General features: G+C 58.7%; 20 protein-coding genes. 4 read left to right on the top strand and 16 right to left on the bottom strand.

The window, feature by feature from the left end:
- Positions 1 to 255: 255 nt before the first annotated feature.
- From P8014_RS16715 to P8014_RS16705, 3 genes are all read left to right on the top strand, one after another.
- Positions 256 to 600, top strand: coding sequence for a type II toxin-antitoxin system RelE/ParE family toxin (locus P8014_RS16715; RefSeq protein WP_337818458.1), 345 nt, complete (start codon positions 256 to 258; stop codon positions 598 to 600).
- The gene (locus P8014_RS16710) at positions 597 to 890 is read left to right on the top strand and encodes an XRE family transcriptional regulator (protein WP_337818457.1); all 294 of its coding nucleotides are present in this window, start codon (positions 597 to 599) and stop codon (positions 888 to 890) included. Before P8014_RS16715 ends, P8014_RS16710 begins: the two co-directional genes overlap by 4 nt.
- A 254-nt stretch (positions 891 to 1,144) precedes the next feature.
- Entirely contained in the window at positions 1,145 to 1,603 is a 459-nt protein-coding gene (locus P8014_RS16705; protein WP_337818456.1) for a hypothetical protein, read from the top strand.
- A gap of 30 nt (positions 1,604 to 1,633) precedes the next feature.
- On the opposite strand, the gene P8014_RS16700 is transcribed toward P8014_RS16705, so the two are convergent.
- From P8014_RS16700 to P8014_RS16670, 7 genes are all read right to left on the bottom strand, one after another.
- Positions 1,634 to 2,005, bottom strand: a complete 372-nt coding sequence (locus P8014_RS16700) for a transcriptional regulator (protein ID WP_337818455.1) — start codon at positions 2,003 to 2,005, stop codon at positions 1,634 to 1,636.
- Positions 2,006 to 2,038: 33 nt separating this feature from the next.
- Entirely contained in the window at positions 2,039 to 2,332 is a 294-nt protein-coding gene (locus P8014_RS16695; protein WP_337818454.1) for a type II toxin-antitoxin system HigB family toxin, read from the bottom strand.
- A 790-nt stretch (positions 2,333 to 3,122) separates the two neighbouring features.
- Positions 3,123 to 4,640: a HEPN domain-containing protein gene (locus P8014_RS16690; RefSeq protein ID WP_337818453.1), complete on the bottom strand. Its 1,518-nt coding sequence runs from the start codon at positions 4,638 to 4,640 to the stop codon at positions 3,123 to 3,125.
- An 8-nt stretch (positions 4,641 to 4,648) separates the two neighbouring features.
- Positions 4,649 to 5,734 (bottom strand): site-specific integrase, encoded by a 1,086-nt coding sequence (locus P8014_RS16685; protein ID WP_337818452.1) that lies wholly within the window; start codon positions 5,732 to 5,734, stop codon positions 4,649 to 4,651.
- A 201-nt stretch (positions 5,735 to 5,935) separates the two neighbouring features.
- Positions 5,936 to 7,501 carry a DHA2 family efflux MFS transporter permease subunit gene (locus P8014_RS16680; protein WP_337818451.1) on the bottom strand — a complete coding sequence of 522 codons (1,566 nt, stop codon included), beginning with the start codon at positions 7,499 to 7,501 and terminating at the stop codon, positions 5,936 to 5,938.
- Positions 7,491 to 8,612 (bottom strand): HlyD family secretion protein, encoded by a 1,122-nt coding sequence (locus tag P8014_RS16675; protein ID WP_337818450.1) that lies wholly within the window; start codon positions 8,610 to 8,612, stop codon positions 7,491 to 7,493. The genes P8014_RS16680 and P8014_RS16675 overlap by 11 nt, the downstream gene beginning before the upstream one ends.
- Positions 8,613 to 8,854: 242 nt before the next feature.
- Entirely contained in the window at positions 8,855 to 9,280 is a 426-nt protein-coding gene (locus P8014_RS16670; protein ID WP_337818449.1) for a universal stress protein, read from the bottom strand.
- 349 nt (positions 9,281 to 9,629) lie between these two features.
- Between P8014_RS16670 and P8014_RS16665 the strand changes: the two genes are divergently transcribed.
- Entirely contained in the window at positions 9,630 to 10,613 is a 984-nt protein-coding gene (locus P8014_RS16665; RefSeq protein ID WP_337818448.1) for an LLM class flavin-dependent oxidoreductase, read from the top strand.
- On the opposite strand, the gene P8014_RS16660 is transcribed toward P8014_RS16665, so the two are convergent.
- The 9 genes from P8014_RS16660 to P8014_RS16620 form a co-directional block, all read right to left on the bottom strand.
- Complete coding sequence (locus tag P8014_RS16660) at positions 10,589 to 11,068, bottom strand: hypothetical protein (RefSeq protein ID WP_337818447.1); 480 nt, start codon at positions 11,066 to 11,068, stop codon at positions 10,589 to 10,591. The two genes, P8014_RS16665 and P8014_RS16660, sit on opposite strands and share 25 nt — an antisense overlap.
- A 103-nt stretch (positions 11,069 to 11,171) precedes the next feature.
- The gene (locus tag P8014_RS16655) at positions 11,172 to 12,380 is read right to left on the bottom strand and encodes a RimK family alpha-L-glutamate ligase (RefSeq protein WP_337818446.1); all 1,209 of its coding nucleotides are present in this window, start codon (positions 12,378 to 12,380) and stop codon (positions 11,172 to 11,174) included.
- Complete coding sequence (locus P8014_RS16650; RefSeq protein ID WP_337818445.1) at positions 12,377 to 13,873, bottom strand: aspartate aminotransferase family protein; 1,497 nt, start codon at positions 13,871 to 13,873, stop codon at positions 12,377 to 12,379. The genes P8014_RS16655 and P8014_RS16650 overlap by 4 nt, the downstream gene beginning before the upstream one ends.
- Positions 13,874 to 14,232: 359 nt before the next feature.
- Positions 14,233 to 14,505 (bottom strand): hypothetical protein, encoded by a 273-nt coding sequence (locus P8014_RS16645; protein WP_337818444.1) that lies wholly within the window; start codon positions 14,503 to 14,505, stop codon positions 14,233 to 14,235.
- A 180-nt stretch (positions 14,506 to 14,685) separates the two neighbouring features.
- On the bottom strand, positions 14,686 to 15,711 hold the full coding sequence (locus tag P8014_RS16640) for a hemerythrin domain-containing protein (protein WP_337818443.1): 1,026 nt from the start codon (positions 15,709 to 15,711) through the stop codon (positions 14,686 to 14,688).
- A 473-nt stretch (positions 15,712 to 16,184) separates the two neighbouring features.
- Positions 16,185 to 16,556: a group III truncated hemoglobin gene (locus P8014_RS16635; RefSeq protein ID WP_337818442.1), complete on the bottom strand. Its 372-nt coding sequence runs from the start codon at positions 16,554 to 16,556 to the stop codon at positions 16,185 to 16,187.
- Positions 16,557 to 18,071: 1,515 nt separating this feature from the next.
- Positions 18,072 to 18,497: a type II toxin-antitoxin system VapC family toxin gene (locus P8014_RS16630; RefSeq protein ID WP_337818460.1), complete on the bottom strand. Its 426-nt coding sequence runs from the start codon at positions 18,495 to 18,497 to the stop codon at positions 18,072 to 18,074.
- Positions 18,494 to 18,733 (bottom strand): AbrB/MazE/SpoVT family DNA-binding domain-containing protein, encoded by a 240-nt coding sequence (locus P8014_RS16625; RefSeq protein ID WP_337818459.1) that lies wholly within the window; start codon positions 18,731 to 18,733, stop codon positions 18,494 to 18,496. Before P8014_RS16625 ends, P8014_RS16630 begins: the two co-directional genes overlap by 4 nt.
- Before the next feature lie 272 nt (positions 18,734 to 19,005).
- On the bottom strand, positions 19,006 to 19,777 hold a 772-nt coding region (locus P8014_RS16620), incomplete at its 5' end, for an IS5 family transposase (RefSeq protein WP_337818441.1).

The raw sequence follows: 19,777 nt of genomic DNA, 5'->3' as shown, positions 1-19,777 counted from the left end.
GCGATGCTCCTGGACCATGCGAACCGCACGCTCACGCACTTCCGGGGAAAACTTCTTCGACTTGTTCATGGCTCCATTCTCTCAAGTGTTGGAGCCTCCGCAATACCCGGGGCGGTTCAGGGAGGACCCGCAGCTTGAGAAGATCATTCGGCTGCTTGAGGAGGCGCGGAAGGCGCAGGGTGGGAGTTAACCCACTCCTGCACCCACCCCGCTCTTACGCTCGCCTAATCGTACTTATTTTGGTACACTTCGACCATGAAGCCACCATTTGTGCTGGACGTTCGTTTCTATGCAACCACGCAGGGGCATGAACCAGTCCGTGACTGGCTGCGCTCTCTGGCGCCGGAAGCCCGAAAGGCGATCGGCGAAGACATCAAGACGGTTCAGTTTGGCTGGCCGTTGGGAATGCCGCTGGTCAGAAAGCTTGACTCCAGCTTGTGGGAGGTGCGCAGCATGATTGATGGCGGAATTGCCCGCGTACTGTTCACGACGACGGGACAGACAATGGTGCTCGTGCATGGCTTCATCAAGAAGACTGACAAGACACCAAAGCAGATTATCGAGGTGGCCCGAGATCGGGCGAAAGAGGTGAGGAAATGACTCGACAGAATCCACACATCGGTAGCGACTTCGACGACTTTCTCGCCGAGGATGGCGTCCTTGAAGAGGTTTCCGCTCGTGCTATCAAACGTGTGATCGCTTGGCAGGTGCGCGAAGCCATGGCCGCCCAGGGACTGACCAAAACCGCGATGGCCGCTCGGATGCACACCAGCCGTTCAATGCTGAATAGGTTGCTGGACGAGGAAGACACCGGGCTGACCATCGAAACCCTCAGCCGGGCGGCCGAGGCCGTGGGCTACCGGGTGAAGCTCGAGCTGTCGGCTGCGTAATGACCTGGAGGGTTTGCTGTGGATGTCGTCGTTTATATTCGTGCCCCAGAAGGTGAGAAGCCGACAAACCGCGAAGGTTGGCCCAAGTGCTATCACCTAGACGAGAACTGCCGGATGCTCAAGACGGCTAGAGCCAATGCTGTCTACTCTACTGATGAGCCGCCGGTTTCTCTTGAGACGTTGTTGAAATCGGAGGAGGAACCGAAGTGGAAGCCCTGCTCGATTTGTTGCCCAGATAGCAAAGACGCAACCTGATGCCGACCGCTGGTGTGGTCTCTGCCCTGCTCGCCACTGCCGGAGCGATCGTCCTGGCTGGCGTTAGTGCAGCCGTCAGCTATTGGTTCACGAAACAGCGGGAACGGGAAGCAGAGCTACGGAAAGAGAAGCTTGAGCATTATAAGGAGTTCGCGGTCGGCCTTAGCGGGATCGTCTCTGGAGAGGGTACGCCAGAGGCTCAGCGTGCGTGGGCCTTGGCCTGCAACAAGCTCAATCTCGTCGCGCCTCAACCTGTTCTCCAAGCGTTGCAGGCATTTCAACAAGAAAGCAAGGCCAGTAACCCGCAGCACAGCCAAGAGCGCCATGATGAACTGATGTCGGCGCTGTTCTACGAAATGCGCAGAGATCTAGGCATCAAGCCTGCTGACGACAAGATGAGCTTTAAAATCGGCCTGTGGGCATCCGGCGTGCCGCCGACGGATACAGATCAAGAGTAAAGACCACGGCGCTACCGACCAAAATCTTCGCTATGCGTGGCTATGGTTGTTGTCGCCAATCAAGCTCTCCAATGGAATATGGAGCCCCTGCCAGAGCTTGCGGATCATGTTCAGCGAGAGCGGCCGATTACGGTTCAACACTTCGGACACGCGCCCCCGACCGCCAATGAAGGGCTCAAGATCCTTGCGGCTCATACCTGATTGCTCGATCCGGAACAGGATCGCTTCGACTGGGTCAGGCGGCGCAATCGGATGATGTTTGGCCTCGTACGCTTCCACGAGCGTAATCAGCACGTCGAGCCGATCGCCCTCCGGCGTATCGACCGGAGTGCCCCACAATGCCTCTACTTCGCCCAGCGCGGCGTCGTAGTCGGCTTCTGTCTTAATGGGCCTGATGTCCATGTTTGCTTCCTGTAAGGTCATATTGCTCGAAAGTCACTTGAGATCCAGTTTGTCGTACTCCTTGTGGGTTCCGACGAATTTCACGTAAAGCGCTTGGCGCACATAGTCCACATCGGCCACTAGCCGGTACTTGTTGCCAGCGATGTTAAACACCACTAGCGTGTCCGTGATGATGCTCGCGCTCGCATATTGCGCTTTTATCTCGTGAGGGCTTTGCCAAACGGCCTTGAGCGCTTCCGAGTGCCAGGCCTCAAGCGGGCCTTTGGCATCCTGGCGATTGGGCTGCTCGTAAAACTCGCGCAAGGTCCGTTTGGCGATTACTCTCATGGGCTGGATTATATCTTGTTCCCATATTGGGATCAAGTTGCTTGCAACCTCACAGCCAGCACCTCCAGGTTGGCGCTGCTAGCGACTCGCGTTTGAGTCTGGATGATGCCGATCGGGTCTTGATGGGCCTTTGGGGCGACCATCATTTTTCAACCGATCCACAGCGAACACGCCGAACTTCCTCGCATTCAGCGGAGCGTTTCGGACGGCGCCTGATAGCACTGAGAACCTTTTGTTACCGAACTGGGGCGGGGCGTTGTCCTTATCTCTTTGCAGTATCACGTTTGCGCCTCCTAATTGTTAATGTGCGCTTGCGCGTAAAATGGGGGCAAAACCGAGAATGTCAAGTGCGTCGAAAATCACTTGCAACCAGGAGAGGGTCGGGGCAGCTATGGGGGCAACAATGATTTATTATAATAATAAAATCATTAAAAATAGTAAGTTATAAATCGTTTGTTGTAGTGACACCGCCATCGAAACCCTCAGCCGAGCGGCCGAGGCCGTGGGCTACCGGGTGAAGCTCGAGCTGTCGGCTGCGTAATGACCTGGAGGAACTGCTGTGAGCGTTGACGTTTATATTCGTGCCCCAAAAGGTAAAGAGCCGGAAAACCGAAAGGGTTGGCCCAAGTGCTATCACCTAGACAAGAACTGCCGGATGCTCAAGACGGCTAGAGCCAATGCTGTCTACTCTACTGATGAGCCGCCGGTTTCTCTTGATTGGGCAAAATCTCATGGATGGGAAGAGTGCCAAGTCTGCGGAAGCGAGCAATAACTACTATGTTATAAACAGTCACTTCTCTTCTCCTGATTGCTCGTCGATTGCAGGTGGGGAGGTTGTGTCAGCTTCTCCGATATACATCAACACACCGGGTGGCGCAGAAGGATCTTCTGCTCGGCGGGCTATGATATTAAGTTGGTCCAGTTGCTGCGAAGTGCGGCTCGCGTTACCCAAACATTGCAAAAGAGTTTCAGGAGAAACGCCCGCCATAAGAAGATAAAGAACCCGTAGAAAGTGTTTGATTCGGACATTTGCATCATACATCGCCTGCCCATCAATAGAGCTCTGTCGAAGTTCTTCATCCCAGTGCGACAGATAGTTCCTGGTATCAATCCAATTGCGTGGAATTTTTCCATCACTGGATATAACCACCTTCGCAAGTGCATCACCAATGTCATCTCTTAATTCGTTCAAGCGTTTGCTCAACGATATTTGATTGCCATAACGGATACGGGAACGAAGTGCATCGCGATGATCCGGAGCGACAGACGAAGGGATAGCTCCAGTCAGACTGGATTTGACCGACTCATACTCCGAGTCTTGCATATAATTTCCGTGAAAGCGGCCACGATGAAACCCTTCCAGAGCCTGGATCAGCGATAAGAATCCAACATGCAGCCACAGACCCTTAGTTGATAGAACGCTCAACGCTAACTGGCTTGGAACGTGTACAGAATCAACTTCGCGAAACCATTGAGCAACAATGCCCGCGAAATTTGCTCCTAATACACCGCGCTCAATGAAAAACTCATCTAGACTCGAGTAGTTGCACGGCTCGGATATGCGCATAGTAACAAGCACGGAGAGTGGACTCGGCAACTGATCTACCGACGCATGAATTACATTAACGGGCATTGGAGCGCCCGCCATAAATGCCAGTAGCGCAGCTAATTTATTTTGTTGGTTAAAAAACCACTCTAATGTGCGAGGAGACTCCGGTCGGATGTTTACCCAACCGAGCGCAGTTACATCAATCGAGGTGAATGGGTCAGATGACACCGTTACGCCGACGCCCCACTCTAGCTCGCAGTTAAGGTGAGGCACTGGCGTCGTTTCGGTATCCGGCGGACGTACAACAAACGTATTTGTGAATTTGCCGCCCTCGCCTCCAGTGTCAAATGAATGTTGAATCACTCGCTTCGACAACCAAACCTCAAGAGCTGGAATAAAGAAACGTACAGAAGTGTAGAGTGTTTCAGGCTCTACATGCGCTCCTACGATTACCCATGAGGAAATAACTCGCTCCGGCTGGGACATTCCTCCAGAACCAATGTTAACACCGACACCGGCACTATGCGCATGGAGGATGGATAGTGCCTCTCCCTTCGAAGACACTCCATGTATGGCAGGGTAACTCGGTAGAGAATCCGATACTGAAACCACCCCCTTGTGTGGAGTAAATGCATCATGAAGGTTAAGTTCAGCGCGATCTAGCGTGTAGCGGAGCTGACCATAAATGGATTTATCTGAGTCTAGCAGCTTCCACTCGCCGGAATATTCGTGGTCTTCAAAAATCGAAAGCATAGACATAATATGATTTACCCCAACTTCACCGCCAGATCCTCGGCCCTCGGGTGATAGTACCGCTTGAGCATCCGCAAATCCTTGTGCCCCGTAATCGCCGCCAGCTCTATCAGGTTCGGCACCTTCTCCGCAAGCCGGCTTGTCGCCTCATGGCGCAGATCATGGAAGTGCAGGTCATCCAGCCCCGCCCGGCGCGTAGCCCTCGCCCATGAGAGCTTGAGCGCGTTGGGCGTCACCGGGAATACACGATCATCGACTGGCTTTGTGCGGCGTAGCTCTGTCACCTTCTCCGCCTTCTGCTGTTCGTCGCGCTTGGTCTTCAAGTCTTCGAGCACCGCTACCGCCCGGCTCGACAGCGGCACGTCCCGCGGCTCGCCATTTTTCGTGTCTGGCAGATGCACCACGCGTCGACGCAGATCGACGTGTGGCCACGTCAGCGAAAGCAACTCGCCGCGACGCATGGCGGTTTCTAACGCCAGCAGCACCAGAGGGCGCATGTACGGGTTTTTCGTGCCGCGCCGGTAGCATTTGCCGTCCTCGCGCTCGTTCTCGGCGCTGTGGTCTTCCAGAGCGGTCAGCAGGCGCACTTCCTCGTCACCCTCCAGCCGACGGTTACGCGCGGGCGGGTCTTTTGGTCGCCGGATACCAGAGACCGGGTTCTCAACCTGAATCATGAGTTCGCGCCGTGCCCAGTTGAACACGGCCGACAGGATGTTCAACTCGCGGTTGATCGTGGAGCCCTTCGCGCCGGCAGCAAGCCGCCGGTCCCGCCACTCGGCAAGTACAAGCGGCGTGAGGGCCGCTAGGCGGTATTGACTGATCGAATCCCCCATCAGGGTGCGGACACGCAGCGCGGCGGTCTCAGAGCCCTTCTGGGACGGCACCACGTCTTTGGCGTAGCGTTTGAGCAACGCATACAGCGTCGTCGTCTCCGCGCTGGTGCGATCGCGCCAGACGCCGCGGTCCATCTCCGACTCCTGCGCCCTCGCCCAGGCCGCGGCATCCTCACGCCGGAGGAAGGTCTTACCTCGTGCTGGGTAGCCCTGGCGCCGAATCTTCGCTTGCCATTTACCGCTCGAAAGCTGCGTGATCGTCGCCATTTCGCAGGAACCTCACTGTCCATATACTGTCCACGAGGGCTATATTATACAAAAATTTTTCTTTATTATCATTATGTTATTACGCTTTATTTGTCCCTTCACACGGCAGGGGTCACTAGTTCGATCCTAGTACCGCCTACCAAACAGTTGAAACAAAACCGGCGCCCAAGGGCGCCGGTTTTGTTCTATCCATCCCCTATCCTACCGCGCGGCTAACGCACGCACCACGTTGTGATGCAGCAGCCCCAGCAGGATAACCGGCACCAGACAGGTCAACAGCGCCAAGGTCACATAAACGAAGACCTGATCGAAGCCGAGTATGTGCCCCTGTGCATAGACTACTCGCCCCAGCAGATACCCGGCTGCCTCGTGCAGACGATCCGCCCCCAAACCGCCGATGCGCGACAGGGCTCCGGCCATCTGCTCCATGGTCTCGGACGTCGCCGCATGCCCGGACACGAGGCTTTCGTTCAACGCCGCGGCATGTCTGACGCTAGTAACCTGGAGCGCCAGCACCGAAACGCTGGTGAACAGGGCGCCGCCGAGTTGCATGGCGAAGTTGATCGCTCCGGCGCCGTAAGGCATCAAATCATTCGGCAACGCGCCGATGGCACGGGACAGCATCGGCGGCGGGAAAGCGGACATGCCGATGGCGATCAGCCCCATCGACATACTCAACTGGAGAAACGAGGTCGCGGTGTCGGCGTGAGCCAGCCCCCAAGTGCCAGCCATGGCGAAAAAGATAGCGGGCACCGCGAACAGCAGTGGTGAGTAGCGGTCGCTGAGGTGGCCCACGAGCGGGACCAGCAGGGCTAGAACCACGGTCGACGGCAGGAAGATCATCCCCGTCTCGACAGGACTGTAGCCTTGCACGGTTTCGCTGAACAGCGGCAGCAGATAGACGATAGCGTAGAAGGCGCCGCCAAACAGAAACATCGCCAGCGAGCCGGAGGCGAACGCCGGGTTGAGAAACACCCTAAGATCAAGCATCGGGTGCGGGACACGGATCTCCCACAACACATACAGCGTGCCGACCACAGCCGCGACGGCCAGCAGTCCCAGCACGCCGTTCGAATCGACGCCCCAGCGCAACCAGTTGGCCAGCGCGGTCAGAAGCGCGAACACGGCCACGCTGAGCAGGACCAACCCAGCCCAGTCGAAACGCGGCATTCTATCTGCCCGCTTCCAGGGCAGAAAGAATGCCGCCAGCAGAATGGAAAGCACGGAGAAAGGCAGCGTGACGTAGAACGTCCAGCGCCAGCTCAGCGTCTCGACCAGCCATCCGCCGAACACCTCGGCCAGCGTCAGCGGCAGCCCAAGGCTCATGCCGTAGATCGCTGTCGCAATGCCGCGACGCCTCGGCCCGAAGGCCGTAAACAGGGCGCTCATGGCCACCGGACGGATCATGCCCGCGCTGATGCCCAGGGCGATGCGCGCGAAAATAATGACCCCCGTATCCTTGCTCATCCCTCCGACCACTGAGCCGAAGATGAACAAGCACAGCGTCGCGATATAGGTCTTGCGTTCGCCGAAGGCCTTCATGCACCAGGGCGCGACCATGATCGAGATCGTCGTTGCGGCGAGAAAGCCGGTGGACAGCCACTGTTCCTGCGAGGCAGACATGCCGAACGCACCCTGCACATAGGGCGTGGCGACGTCGATGATGGTGATCGACATGCCCAGGGCAATGAGTCCGAGCAGCACGGTTGTGGTCGCCAGCCAACGATAGACCGGACCATAGCGCTCCAGCAGTGCCTCAGTGTCCATCGATATCGATCGACACGCTGGCATTCAGGCCCGGGCGCAGCAGATCGCCTTTGACCTGCTTGACGGCGATGCGCACGGGCACCCGCTGAATCACCTTGACGAAGTTGCCGGACGGATTCGGGTCCGGCAGCAGCGCGAACTGGTTGGTCGCGGCAGTGCCCACGCGGCTGACCGTGCCGTGAAACACACGCCCCGGATAGGCATCCACGGAGACCTGCACGGGATCGCCGATCTTCACCGGCGCCAGCGCGGTTTCCTTGACCTTGGCCGTAACCCATACGTGTGCCGGATCGTGGACCATCAGCAGGGTCTGCCCAGGCGACACATAGTCCCCCTGACGCACGAAAGTCTTGTCCACGACGCCGTCGACCGGGCTGCGCAGGACCAGATCGTCCAAGTTGGTCTTGGCGCCGCTGATCTTCTGGTCGAGTGCGTCCAACTGGGCCTTGTACTGCTTGATACGGGACTCGAGCACTGCCACCTGATCGTACTGCGCGCGGGCCTTTGCATAGTCGGCCCGGGCGCTGCTCACGCCCGCCTGAGCAGCCCGCACATTCTGGCGCGTGATCCGGGACGTCGTCATCAGCTTCTCGTACTGCTGCTTGGAAATGGCCGACTGTTTCAGCTCGCTGCGCCCGCGTGCCGCATTGTCCTCGGCCAGGGCGAGGCTGGCCTCGAGGCTCGCGAGCCTGGCCCGGGCGCCGTCAACCGCGGTCTTGGCCGCGGCGATGGTATCCGCACTGGTCTTACGCGTCTCGGACAGCTGCTGACGGGCGGTCGTCATCTGCTGCTCTAGCGCCTGCCGCTGGGCGCGAAGTTCGGCCAACGCCAAGGCCGCCGGTTTGCGATAGATGACTGCCAAGACCTTCCCCTTGTGGATCTGATCAGCCCCAATCAGATCGAAACGGGTCACCCATCCGCCCGTCCGGCTGGCGATGCTGATCATGTTCGCCTCGACCTGAGCGTCCTGGGTGGTCACGTGCGTGCTGCGAAAATGCAAAAACCCGAAGCCCCACCATCCCAGCAGCCCGATCACGAGCAGACCCGGCACAATCCAGAACAGTTTGCGCCGGCGCGCCGGCATGCGGCTTGAAGATGAGTTGTCTGACATTCAAAACTCTCCAAATTTCATACTGTTGTTCCGGAACATGCTGCCCCTGCCCCATCCTCCGGATATTCCATTGTTTGAGATGCAAGTAAGCCTGGCCGTTGAAACCACTACGAGAGACGAAAATCGCTTCGCCCCCCGTCCTCTGGGACAGGCGTTCGACAATCCGGAAACGTGTCGCCCGCTTCAGATTCAGCTATCGAGGCAACGGGCCTGTACCGCCGCCTTGCCGATAGCCGCGGGATTCATGCGTGCTGGGCTATCGCCACCAACAGACTGCATGGCGCGTGCGTCAGCAAAAAGGCGCCAGTAGAACCGTTCCACCATCGCAGCAGAGCGCTTTGCGTACGATGGCCGACCACAATCAGATCGGCTTGCACCTCACGGGCCATGCTGCCGATTTTTTCGGGCGGGTTGCCGACGTCCAACCGTACATCGACCTCCAGCCCCGATTCGCGTAATGAACGTGCACCTTCCTCGAGGGACCGGCGTATATCGTCGTATTCCCTCTCGGGAAGGTCGGCGGCGGACAGCGCAATATCCAGCGCCTGTCCGGCGACTGCGCACAGATGCACGCGTGCGCGGCACAAGCGGGCGAGATCGGCACCCTGCCGCAGTGCTTCCAGGCCGTCCTGACTGCCGTCGTAGGCCAAAAGAATCGTCTTGTACATGTCACCATTCCGTGGTCATCCGGCAGACGTGCCGGTGCGCCGTTTCCCATAGCAGGAACGGCGCCGGACGACGTTCCCGTCGTCGAGAGCGAATTGCAAAAACCGAACCGAGCGGAGGACATGGAGCCGAGCCATGAATGGCGGTGGCGGTCCTCCGGGGGGACTGAGGAAAAAGAGTGTTCGGAGTTCGGCCTACCCGACCGCTCGCGCAGTGAAAAACGCGAACCGGCGATAGCCGCAGACCAATAATATGACCGTTTTTGCAGCACTTGGTTCAATTGCTATGATGATCGGCTTGGATTCCCCGCGCCACGCCGAGTCGTGGCCATATCTCAAACGAGAAGCCCTCATGCCAATTCCACTTTCAGTCCTCGATCTGGCGCCGGTGCCCACCGGCACCGGCAGCGCCGCGGTTCTGCGCCGCACCGTCGACCTAGCCCATCTGGCCGAACAGCTCGGTTTCGTGCGCCTCTGGTTCGCCGAACACCACAGCATGCCCAGCGTAGCCAGTTCCGTACCGGAAATTCTGATCGCCCACATCGCCGCGCACACCCAGCGCATCAGGGTCGGTTCGGGGGGTATCATGCTGCCCAACCACGTGCCGCTGAAACTAGCTGAGGTGGCGCATACCCTAGAGGCCCTCTATCCTGACCGCATTGACCTCGGCCTGGGGCGCGCGCCTGGCTCCGACCCGAACGCCAGCCGCGCGCTGCGCGCCTTCGACGGTCAGGCGTTCCCTGCGCTGCTGGCCGAACTCCAGGCTTTCTCGCGCCGCGAACTACCCGCCTCGCACGCCCTACACTCGGTCCGCGTGATGCCGGACGACGTGGCCCTGCCGCCGATCTGGCTACTGGGCTCAAGCGGCGCCAGTGCTGCGATGGCTGGCGAGGGCGGCATGGGCTACAGCTTCGCCAGCCATTTCAGCCCGACGCCGGCGGCGCCGGCGATGCAGGCCTATCGCGATCATTTCCAGCCCTCGAACGATTTTCCGGAACCACATGCCATTCTTTGCGTATCCGTGGTTTGTGCGGAAACCGAGGAAGAAGCCGACTATCTGGCGGCGACGGGCGACCTGATGCGCCTGCGCCTGCGCCGCGGCGAGTTCCTCCCGCTGCCTAGCCCCGAGGAAGCCCGTGACTATCCATATACCCAGGCCGAGCGCATCGCCGTCAGGGCCTTCCGCGAGCTGAATATCGTCGGCACGCCGGAAGTCGTGCGCGAGCGCATTGAGGCGAAGGCCCGCGACTGCGGCGCCGACGAAGTCATGATCGCCTCCAATATCTTCAGCCACGAAGCAAGGTTGCGTTCCTACCAACTCGTCGCCAGCACCTGATACGCGAATCGGAATTGGCAGGCACCTACCATCACCTCGATGGACTCGGGCCAGTGCCGCTGCAACGCCATGACACACACCAGGCTGGGTGAAATCAGCCCCGTCTTGGACGCGTCAACCAACACCAGCAGCACACGCTGGCGGGCAACAACCGCCGTAGCGACTTTCGCTTCGGCCTCCGTCAACGCAACAGCGACACCACTGCCGGTTTCCGCGGACTCCGCTCCCAGCACGGGAAAGTCCGTTCTGACCACTTGCGCAACGACCTCAGCAATCATCCGATGCAGATCAGTTCCCGATGCAGCGAACAGCACGCCGCCGCCGGCCTCGAGGCCGCAAAAGTCCAGCAGCTCACCGTACAGACGCAACATCTCAGTAGCATACAGTTCCGGCAGCGCTGCACAGAGCCGCTTCCGCAACCCGGCAGCGGTCTCGAAGACGCCCGACAAGATCACCGACGCTGTCTACGAGACGACGTCGAGCAATGCTGGATCGGGTCGTGGCGAACACCCGTAGATGTTGGTTACGTCATCACCCAGTGCGATGCGCGCGTCGCCGTTACCGACTAGCCCTTTCGGCGAGCAGCGCGCGAAAAGCTTCGAAAACCTTGTGCATGGCCGGCAACTTGTAGGGAAAAAGATCCGATGGGTCCATGGAATGAACGATGGCTCCCGTATCGACTTCGAAGATCAACAACTCGCCCGACTCGGTCTCCGCACAATCGATTACCAGATAGTCCAGCTCCAGACGTTGGTTGATCGCCTCGATTGCAGCGGCATGCCGGCGTGCGAAATCCTCTTCGAAACGCTCCATGAAGCGCGCTTCCTCGGCCCGCTTGGCGGCGCTCTCACGCATGCCTGCGTTGAGGTAGTGGATCATCCAGTGATCCGAGATTCCCATGTGCCCGGCATAGGCTCGGCCACCGATCAGCACCACGCGATATTTGCGGTAGAGCCCATCGGCATCGCGGTAGTCCATGAACGGCGACAGAAAAAATCGTGTCTCGGTCAAGTTGGCGAGATAGGCAGCGATCTCCTGCCGCGCATCGAGTTTCGCCAGATCGTGGCCGGCATGGGAATCGACCGGCCGCACGATCAACGGGAAGTCAGCGCCCGGCAGCCGCGCTTCCAATCGCAGATCGCCGTGCCCCAGACGCTCCAGGTCAGCACGCTCGATGCGCAGCGACGGTGGCATGACGATACCCGGCGCGTCGTGCAGCAAGGCATACGCTCCGTCTCGCGAGGTCCGCATGATCCTCTCGGGCGGGTTGAGCACCGGCCGTGGCCAACCGTCTATAACCGGCTTGAGTTCCTCCAGCAGGGCATGGGTCGCCTCCGACTCGCCGACGGCGACGAACAATACGTCATGCTCGGGCAGTTCCGGTGCCGACGGCACGCCCGCTCCCACATACAACATATCGAGCGCTACGTCCGACTCCTCAAGCAGGAATGCCAGCGGCGCGTTGGTAGTGAGGTCGCCCGGCGCCATCAGCGAAAGCAGCCGCAGCCCCGGCCCCGTGGCAGCCGGCAACTGGTAAAGCGACTGCATCTGCAGCGCCTGGGCTTGGGTGGCCAAGGCGATGTCAGGCTTGAAATTCAGCTCCAGGGTGGTCGCCAGATCCATCAGCGCATTCGCGTCCTGGGGGTCGTCCTGCGCGCGCTGGATGAGTTGCGCGGCAACAGGGCCCAGATCCTGGCCTTCGAACGTCAGGCGCATCAGCGCCGCAAGGCCTATGTATGCGGATATGGTCTTCTCCTTCGAACTCATGGGGACTCGTCAAGAATTGGATGAGTATCCAGGGCTGCGCCCTGGGTAAGCACCGCTTCCAGCAGCGCGTCGATGTCGCGGCGCTCGGTGCGGTGATTCACGATCGCGCAGCGAATCGCCAACCGCCCGTCCAACACGGTAGTGGATGGTGCGGCCACGCCCGATTCCTGCAGCGAGATGACGATGTCTCGATTGACGCGATCAGGCTCCTGCGCGCGATAGCGGAAGCAGACGATATTCAGAGCGGCCGGCGCGAGCAGTTCCAGGCGGGGTTCGGCGGCAACCCGATCGGCAAGATAATGGGCCAGCCGACAGGTTCCAGCGATGGACTCGCCGAGCTTGTCGGCGCCGTAGACCTGCAGGGTGAACCATGTCTTGAGCGCACGAAAACCGCGTGAGAGATCTGGGCCGAGGTCGCATGGCCAGGGCGAGTCCGCCGCAAGTCCCCTTTCATCGCGGCCCAGATAGGCCTCCGCGCTGCTGAATGTCTCCTGGTGGCGAGCGCCGTCGCGCACCAGCACGAAACCGGCGTCGTAAGGCACTTGCAACCACTTGTGGAAATCGAAGGCGATGGAGTCGGCGCGCTCGATGCCGACCAGCCGCGGAGCGATTTCCGGCGTCAGCATACCCAGGGCACCATAGGCGCCATCAACGTGAAACCACACATCTTCGCGTTCGGCGACGGCGGCAAGCCCGGCAAGATCGTCGATCGCCCCGGTGTCGACCGTCCCCGCCGAGCCGACAATGACGAACGGGCGCAGTCCGGCCATACGGTCGACGGCAAGCGCCTGCTCCAGCGCCGCCAGATCCATGCAGTGCGCGGAATCCACGGGTATGTTGCGCAGGGCTGCGCTGCCGAACCCCACCAGATCCATGGCCTGACGAATGCAGCCATGAGCGTCCGCCGAGGCGTAGGCCGTCAAACGTTCATCGCTCCGGCAAACGCCGTCCCGACGCACCGAAACGCCCAGAGCCGCGGTACGGGCGACGAGCAGCGCGATGAAATTCGCCATGGAGGTGCCAGTCACGAAAAGACCGCTGGCCCTTTCCGGGAACCCGAACAACTCGCGCATCCAACGCACGATCTGGCGCTCAACCTCGACCGGCATCTGGTTGCGCCCTCCCAGATTTGCGTTCAGCCCGGCCGCCAGCATTTCCGCCAGCATCCCGACCGGATTGCCGCCACCGTGGACCCAGCCCATGAATCCGGGATGCGCGTTACCCACGGCATAGGGCAGGATCTCCGTCATGAAGCGCGCATGCACCTGCCCCAACTCGCGACCTTCGTGCGGCAACGGTTCGCCATAGCGCGCACGGACCTCGTCCGGCGCCGGTTGCCACACAGGCCTGTCTCGCAGGTGCTCCAGGTAATCGAACATATCATCCAGCATGCGGTGCCCATGGGCGCGCATACTGTCCCAATCGTCGGGATCGAGACTGCGTTGCACAGGCTCTAGCATGGACTCTTCCTTGACCGCCGTTCGTGAACGCATCCTAGCGTGTCCGCGGCATTTACGCCGCCCCCCGTGAACATTAACGTGCCGTAATTCCGCCCCACTGGCGATCTTGTCCGCACATTCCCGTATCCGGCCACGCCTCAAATACACTACTCATGCCGAAAAACCTCGACGGAATCGAGTCGGGCAACCCTTCGCGCCGAAAAACACCAAATGATCACGTCGATCGCGGCCGAGAACAGGAATGCCAACAGGTTGATGCCCGGGGCGGGCCTGCATCACGCTCACCAGCGCGAGCGACGCCACCGTTGCAATCAGTTTGGCTGATGCGATCTAGTTGAAGTATCGAGAACAAGAAACTCTATCTGCACTACCAGTGCTGCACTGGATGCGGATCACCACATCACGGGCGCCGAAGCGAAGCCCTGCTGCGTTGGCAGCATCCAAGGAAAGTGGGCATATCTCCGGCTCGCTTCATCCCCCTGGCGAAGAAAACCAAGCCGATACTGCCGCTCGGCCGCTGACTTCTGGACGATGCCTGCCTGCAACTCAGAAGATGGCAGGATGCCTCGGCGACGCGTCATCACATTCCGGCGATCGACACCAGCGCCAAACAGTTCCAGCAGCCGGACTCCACGCACAGCGTCCAGGAAGCACTGAATCGACATGGCGTCGATCTAGCGCAGTTCCAGTTGGAATTAATCGAAAGTATGTTCTTCGAACACATCGAAGAAACGATCCAGACGATGTTCAGATAAAAGCCATCGGCGTCAAATTCGCACTGGACAATTTCGGTACCGACTATTCCTCCTCGGAAACGGAACGCCAGCCCGGTCCGAGTCCGGCCATCAATTGCTCAACGATCTCCAGTCGATCTCCCTGAATATCGTTTTGACCAAGTCCAGACGCTGCCTCCCCAAGGAAATGTCCAGCATGGGGTAAAGCACCCCATCCTTCTTGAAGTTGTGATGATAGAGCACCTGTTGCAAATGTTTGAGTGCCGATTCCGTCGGCATGAGATGTGTCTCAAACTGTTCTATCTCGCGCACAACGTCGCGATGTTCCCCAGCCATGACCTGTACGGCCTCCGCCGGACCACCAACGTCTACGAACTTTGGGAAAAGATATTGTTCTTCAATTCTGAAATGGCGACGCAGCCCCCAGCAGAAATCGCTCAGCGCGTCGTCCGCCGACTCACCCGCAGCGACCTTCTCGATCGACAAGTCCAGCAGAGCATCCAACCTGTCATGGTCGGCCTGCAGAGCCTCACCGATCGTCGGCGCGAAATCATCCTCGCGCCGAGAGAGCGACACAATCCAACGCCCCACTGCAGCCGCCTGCGGCAACCATAAAAAGCGATGCCTACGCAGAACAGTGAATCGGCCAAGCAGCGGACGGGGGTCGCGGTCACTGATGAATACCAGCGACTCCCCAGGGCTCAGGGCATCAAACGCGTTGAAAACCTGCTGATGCCGCAGAGGCGTCGGCAACGTACGCAAGTCCAGCACCCCGGAGGCACCGGGGTCCGGCATGCATTCGCTCCTGTCTTCCCCGGCGCGATACAACTGCAGATAGAAGCGGGCATCATCGCTGATAGGCTCTATTCTGTGCGGAAGCTCTGCTGGAATGACTCCCACATCTCCCTCGCCCAGATACCAGCTCTCACCCGACCCATCCAACCAGTCGTAACGCAGAAGTCCGCTTTCGACCACGATCTCACCCCATACGCCATATGACGTGCGGTGCGAATTCTGGAGCCCCTCAGGCAGCACCAGCTGCTCGAAAATCGGCGTCCGCGTAAAAAAAGCATACCCCTGCGGCAGTTCCAGGGCAGGCTTACGCAGGTTGTTTGCGTTCGGATCAAATGCATCCATTGCAGATATCCTCTGTAATGAAACCGCAGTGAAATACCTCGCGGGAACCCATCCCAAAATACCGCGTGAGCCGTATCGCCGTCGGCACCATCAAAGCACCTAGCAGGAGACAGAACCCAGCCACCCAATCGCTCATGTTCATTTGAAACGAGCGAAACCGCACTTCGGATCGCCGGCGCCAGTGACCTCCGTCACTGCCCGGCAGCATTTTGAGATAGGCCCCACCGACTTCCACTGCGTCAAATTCTCCGGCAAACAGCGGTTCCTGCCGTAGCCGGTCTCCTGAGTCTTGAACACACACCGGACATCGCTGTATCAACACACTTCTCGGCAATACCCTGGCGCCGGCAATCGCCTGGCAAGGTGCGGGCCATGTCACGCGGAGTTTGCTCATCCGTCTACAGACTTGGTCCGTCTCGCCAGTTTCATGTGTCTCGCAATTTATCCCTCTCGCTAATCTATTCGGTGCGCCCCTAAACTCTAGCCACCACCTGAGCCAAAGACCCACCCATCGCTTTTGCTCGATGCAACCAGACTGCAGCCAGCGACTCGGGCAACGCCGACTGCACACAATCAGCGAACAGATCCAGCCACCGCTGAATCTCCGAAGCCCTCACCTCCAGTGCCCTGTGCGTATACACCACCCTATATCGGTAGGGCTCATACGCCGCCCCGCCCAGCGCGACCCACCAAAAATGCACGATTCTCGCTTTATGTGCGGCCCAGTCCGTCACCACCGAGAAGCGGGTCCCCAGCACCGGATCGTCCTGCACACGCCGATAGAAGTCGTCGACCACCTGGTGAATCGTCTGCAGCCCAACGGCTTCAGCGGCTACCCGCGCCACGGACGCTCCTCCTTGGGTGATTTCGACAACGCATCGGCAAACACGGCGATTCACGGCTCACAGGCATCCTCGAATTGGTATTCCTTCCCAAGACCACAGGAAAATCAGGCTCAACACAATGACAGAACCCATTTTCTCGGATATTGATCGCCATCAAGAAGCCTAACTTCCATGACGAACACTCCGACAAAAACCCGGCACAACAAGCCAGCACAAACCGTAAAGAGAATCCCCCACAGCCGACAACTCTGCTACGGGGCCCCGTATTTGGCTTCATTCCTTTCGAAAGAACCAAACATCTCCAACTTATAATTCGGTGGTTTTAGCGGCGATCGCCGCAAGACGTTCCGGATCACAGGAAGCCTGTCATCCAGGGCATGTGCTTCCTGATTTCTTTCCTTGGACACAAACCCGATACCAAAAAGCCCTGCCAATCAACGCCTACGAATCAGCGTATGCGTCCGCACAAAGCAAGTTCCCTTATTCATGCAGCCCATTCCTTGACGTTCTTGTTATTCATAACGTCTTGAGCCCACGAATAACCTTATGGATACATTAAATCACACAGCCAGTCAATGACTTTACCTAAAAACACGGCTCACAAAACAGTCCAACCACTCTGTCTTAGGAGACCTTCAAACTACCGTACAAACAAGTCAAAAACAAGTGCCCGCCACCCCAACATAAAAACAATAAAATTATAATTTTCAATAAGTTATAACAATACAAAAATTTTTCACCGCCTGCCAGGTAATAAAACTACAAAAATCTGCAATGAGCGCGCCTATTTATCATGATCAATTAAATACGCCAAAGCCAATGTTTTACGACCAACCCAGCAGCACCTCTCAACGACGTTAGTGACAAACGGAAAAACAGTTAATGGAACGCACTCCAGGTGCATGAAGCGCCACGTCGCCCCCTCCATGCTCACGAACAAGCACAAACGCATACATCTGCACACGCAGACCGAAGACACGATCATGCATTCAATTATGTCCTTCTCCGGAGACGCAGCCCCACCCCGCCATCACTGACTGACGTCGGGTTCACTCCCGTCAAATCGGTCGTACGCACATGACATGCCGTGGACGCTCGCAGGGCATTGTCAGACGCCACGTATTGTTGTGGAGGCCGCGCCTGACCACGCCCTCATCTTGATACGGTGCGACGTCGTGGCGTTCCAATTCGCTCCCGATGAAGCGGCCGAACCCGCGTGGATTCTCGCCCACCCTTCTCGAGTACTTAGCAGGCAACGTGGAGACGAAGGCGTGCTTCGCAGAACCATATGGCGGAGAGGGTTGGATTCTGATTTTTCTGAAATATTACTAGCGTTTTCAATTGGTTATGAAAATTCTTTTCCGACTTTATGTACCACTTTGGTGGATCGGTCAGTAGGACGCCTACATTGGAACTTTCTATGCAGTACGTCAATCAATACCGCCTTTCGAAGCCACTCCACCTCCACAGCACAACCGATACTCGGTTGCATACCAGGGTTTTCAATTCCAACGATTACAGGCCCGTTTCATTGGAGAGCCAGTTTTCGACACGCAGTTGCGGTACTCGGGAGAACTCGCGCTCGTTGGCGGTCACGACGACGAAATCGAGTGCCCGGGCATGGGCTGAAATGAGCAGGTCGTTCGGGCCAATCGGCGTGCCATGGCTGGTCAGATACTGGCGGATATCGGCGTAGTATCGATCGACCGGATTTTCCAGCGCCAACACTTCCAGTGCAGACAGTACAAGATCGATACGCTCGGCGAGCTTGGCCGAACCAGATTTGCGAGCGCCATAACGTAGTTCGCCAGCGACGACGATGCTGGTACACACGGAACGCTCGCCGTTGGCGGCGATCCGTTGTGCCACAACGCCCTGCGGATGACGCACCAAATCGGACAGGATATTGGTATCCAGCAGATAACGAGCCGCCACGCTCAGAACTCCACATCATCCAAGGGCGCGAGATCGTCGTCCACATTGGGGAACGGTTCATCAAGCGGCGTCCAGGTTGCTAACAGCGAAAGCAAACTCCCCTTGCGAACCGGTTCGATCACCAGCCGGTCGCCTTCCTTACGCAGGATTGCTTCGTCTCCGTCGAGTTCGAACTCGCGTGGGATACGCACCGCTTGGTTACGACCGTTGCGAAACAACCTTACATGCCGCTCCAATTCGATCATGTTGAATTCCTTACGTGGCATATGTCTTAGCATATGCTGCATTCATAGGGGCGTCAATGCCTCAAAACCAAGCATTTTCTACTACCACCCTGCCGTTACAAGCGAGACCCACTAACGCGCTAAGGACACGCTGATCTATCGCGGCCCTGGCCCGGAGGCACCGCCTGGAAGATCGCGTAAGCCATTTAGGTCGAGTTCGCCGGCTTGTTACCGGCTTTACGAGGGCGGTTACGGGTATTTTCGGTCTTGGTGCGCCCATTTCCTGATCATCAGACGCACGTCTCCAGCAACCGTCTTCGGGCCAGCACCCGATTGGCCAGACCGAACAGCGTGTAGAGCTGCGCCTGGTTCTTGGCCAGCCCCCGGTAACGCACCTTGCGATGCCCGAAGCGCTGCTTGATCACCTGGAACGGATGCTCGGCCTTGGCCCGCACGCGCGCCTTGGCCTGTTCCAGGCGCTCGCGAGCCCGGCCCAGCGCATCCTTGAGCAAGGCCCGGCGCTTGCCCGGGCGCAGCGCCACATGCCGGCGCACCTGCCGGTGCATACGCTCCGCGCGTCGGTCCACGCCCCGATAGCCGGCATCGCCCAGCGCGTCCGATTCCTCGCCGTGCAGCAGCCGGTCGGCCTGCGTCACGTCACCCACCTCGGCCGAGGTGGCCACCACCGTGTGCACCCGCCCCGAGTCGGCATCGGCACCGATGTGTGCCTTCATGCCAAAATGCCACTGCTTGCCTTTGCCCGTCTGATGCATCTCGGGATCGCGCTGGCCGTCACGGTTCTTGGTCGAACTGGGCGCTGCGATGATCGTCGCATCCACCAGCGTGCCTTCCTTGAGCAGCAGGCCGCGTTCGGCCAGCTGGGCGTTGATCGTCTCGAAGATCCGCGGCGTCAGGCCATGGCGCTCGAGCAGGCGGCGGAACTTGAGCAGCGTGGTCGCATCCGGGGCCGCCTCGCGGCTCAGATCGATACCCACGAACCGGCGGATCGCCTGGCTGTCGTAGACCGCATCCTCGGCCCCTTCGTCCGACAACCCAAAGCAT

This window comes from Acidihalobacter sp., assembly GCF_037381185.1.
GTDB lineage: Bacteria > Pseudomonadota > Gammaproteobacteria > DSM-5130 > Acidihalobacteraceae > Acidihalobacter_A.
The sequence above is the reverse complement of the archived record's forward strand: the minus strand, read 5'-3'. Positions and strand labels throughout refer to the sequence as shown.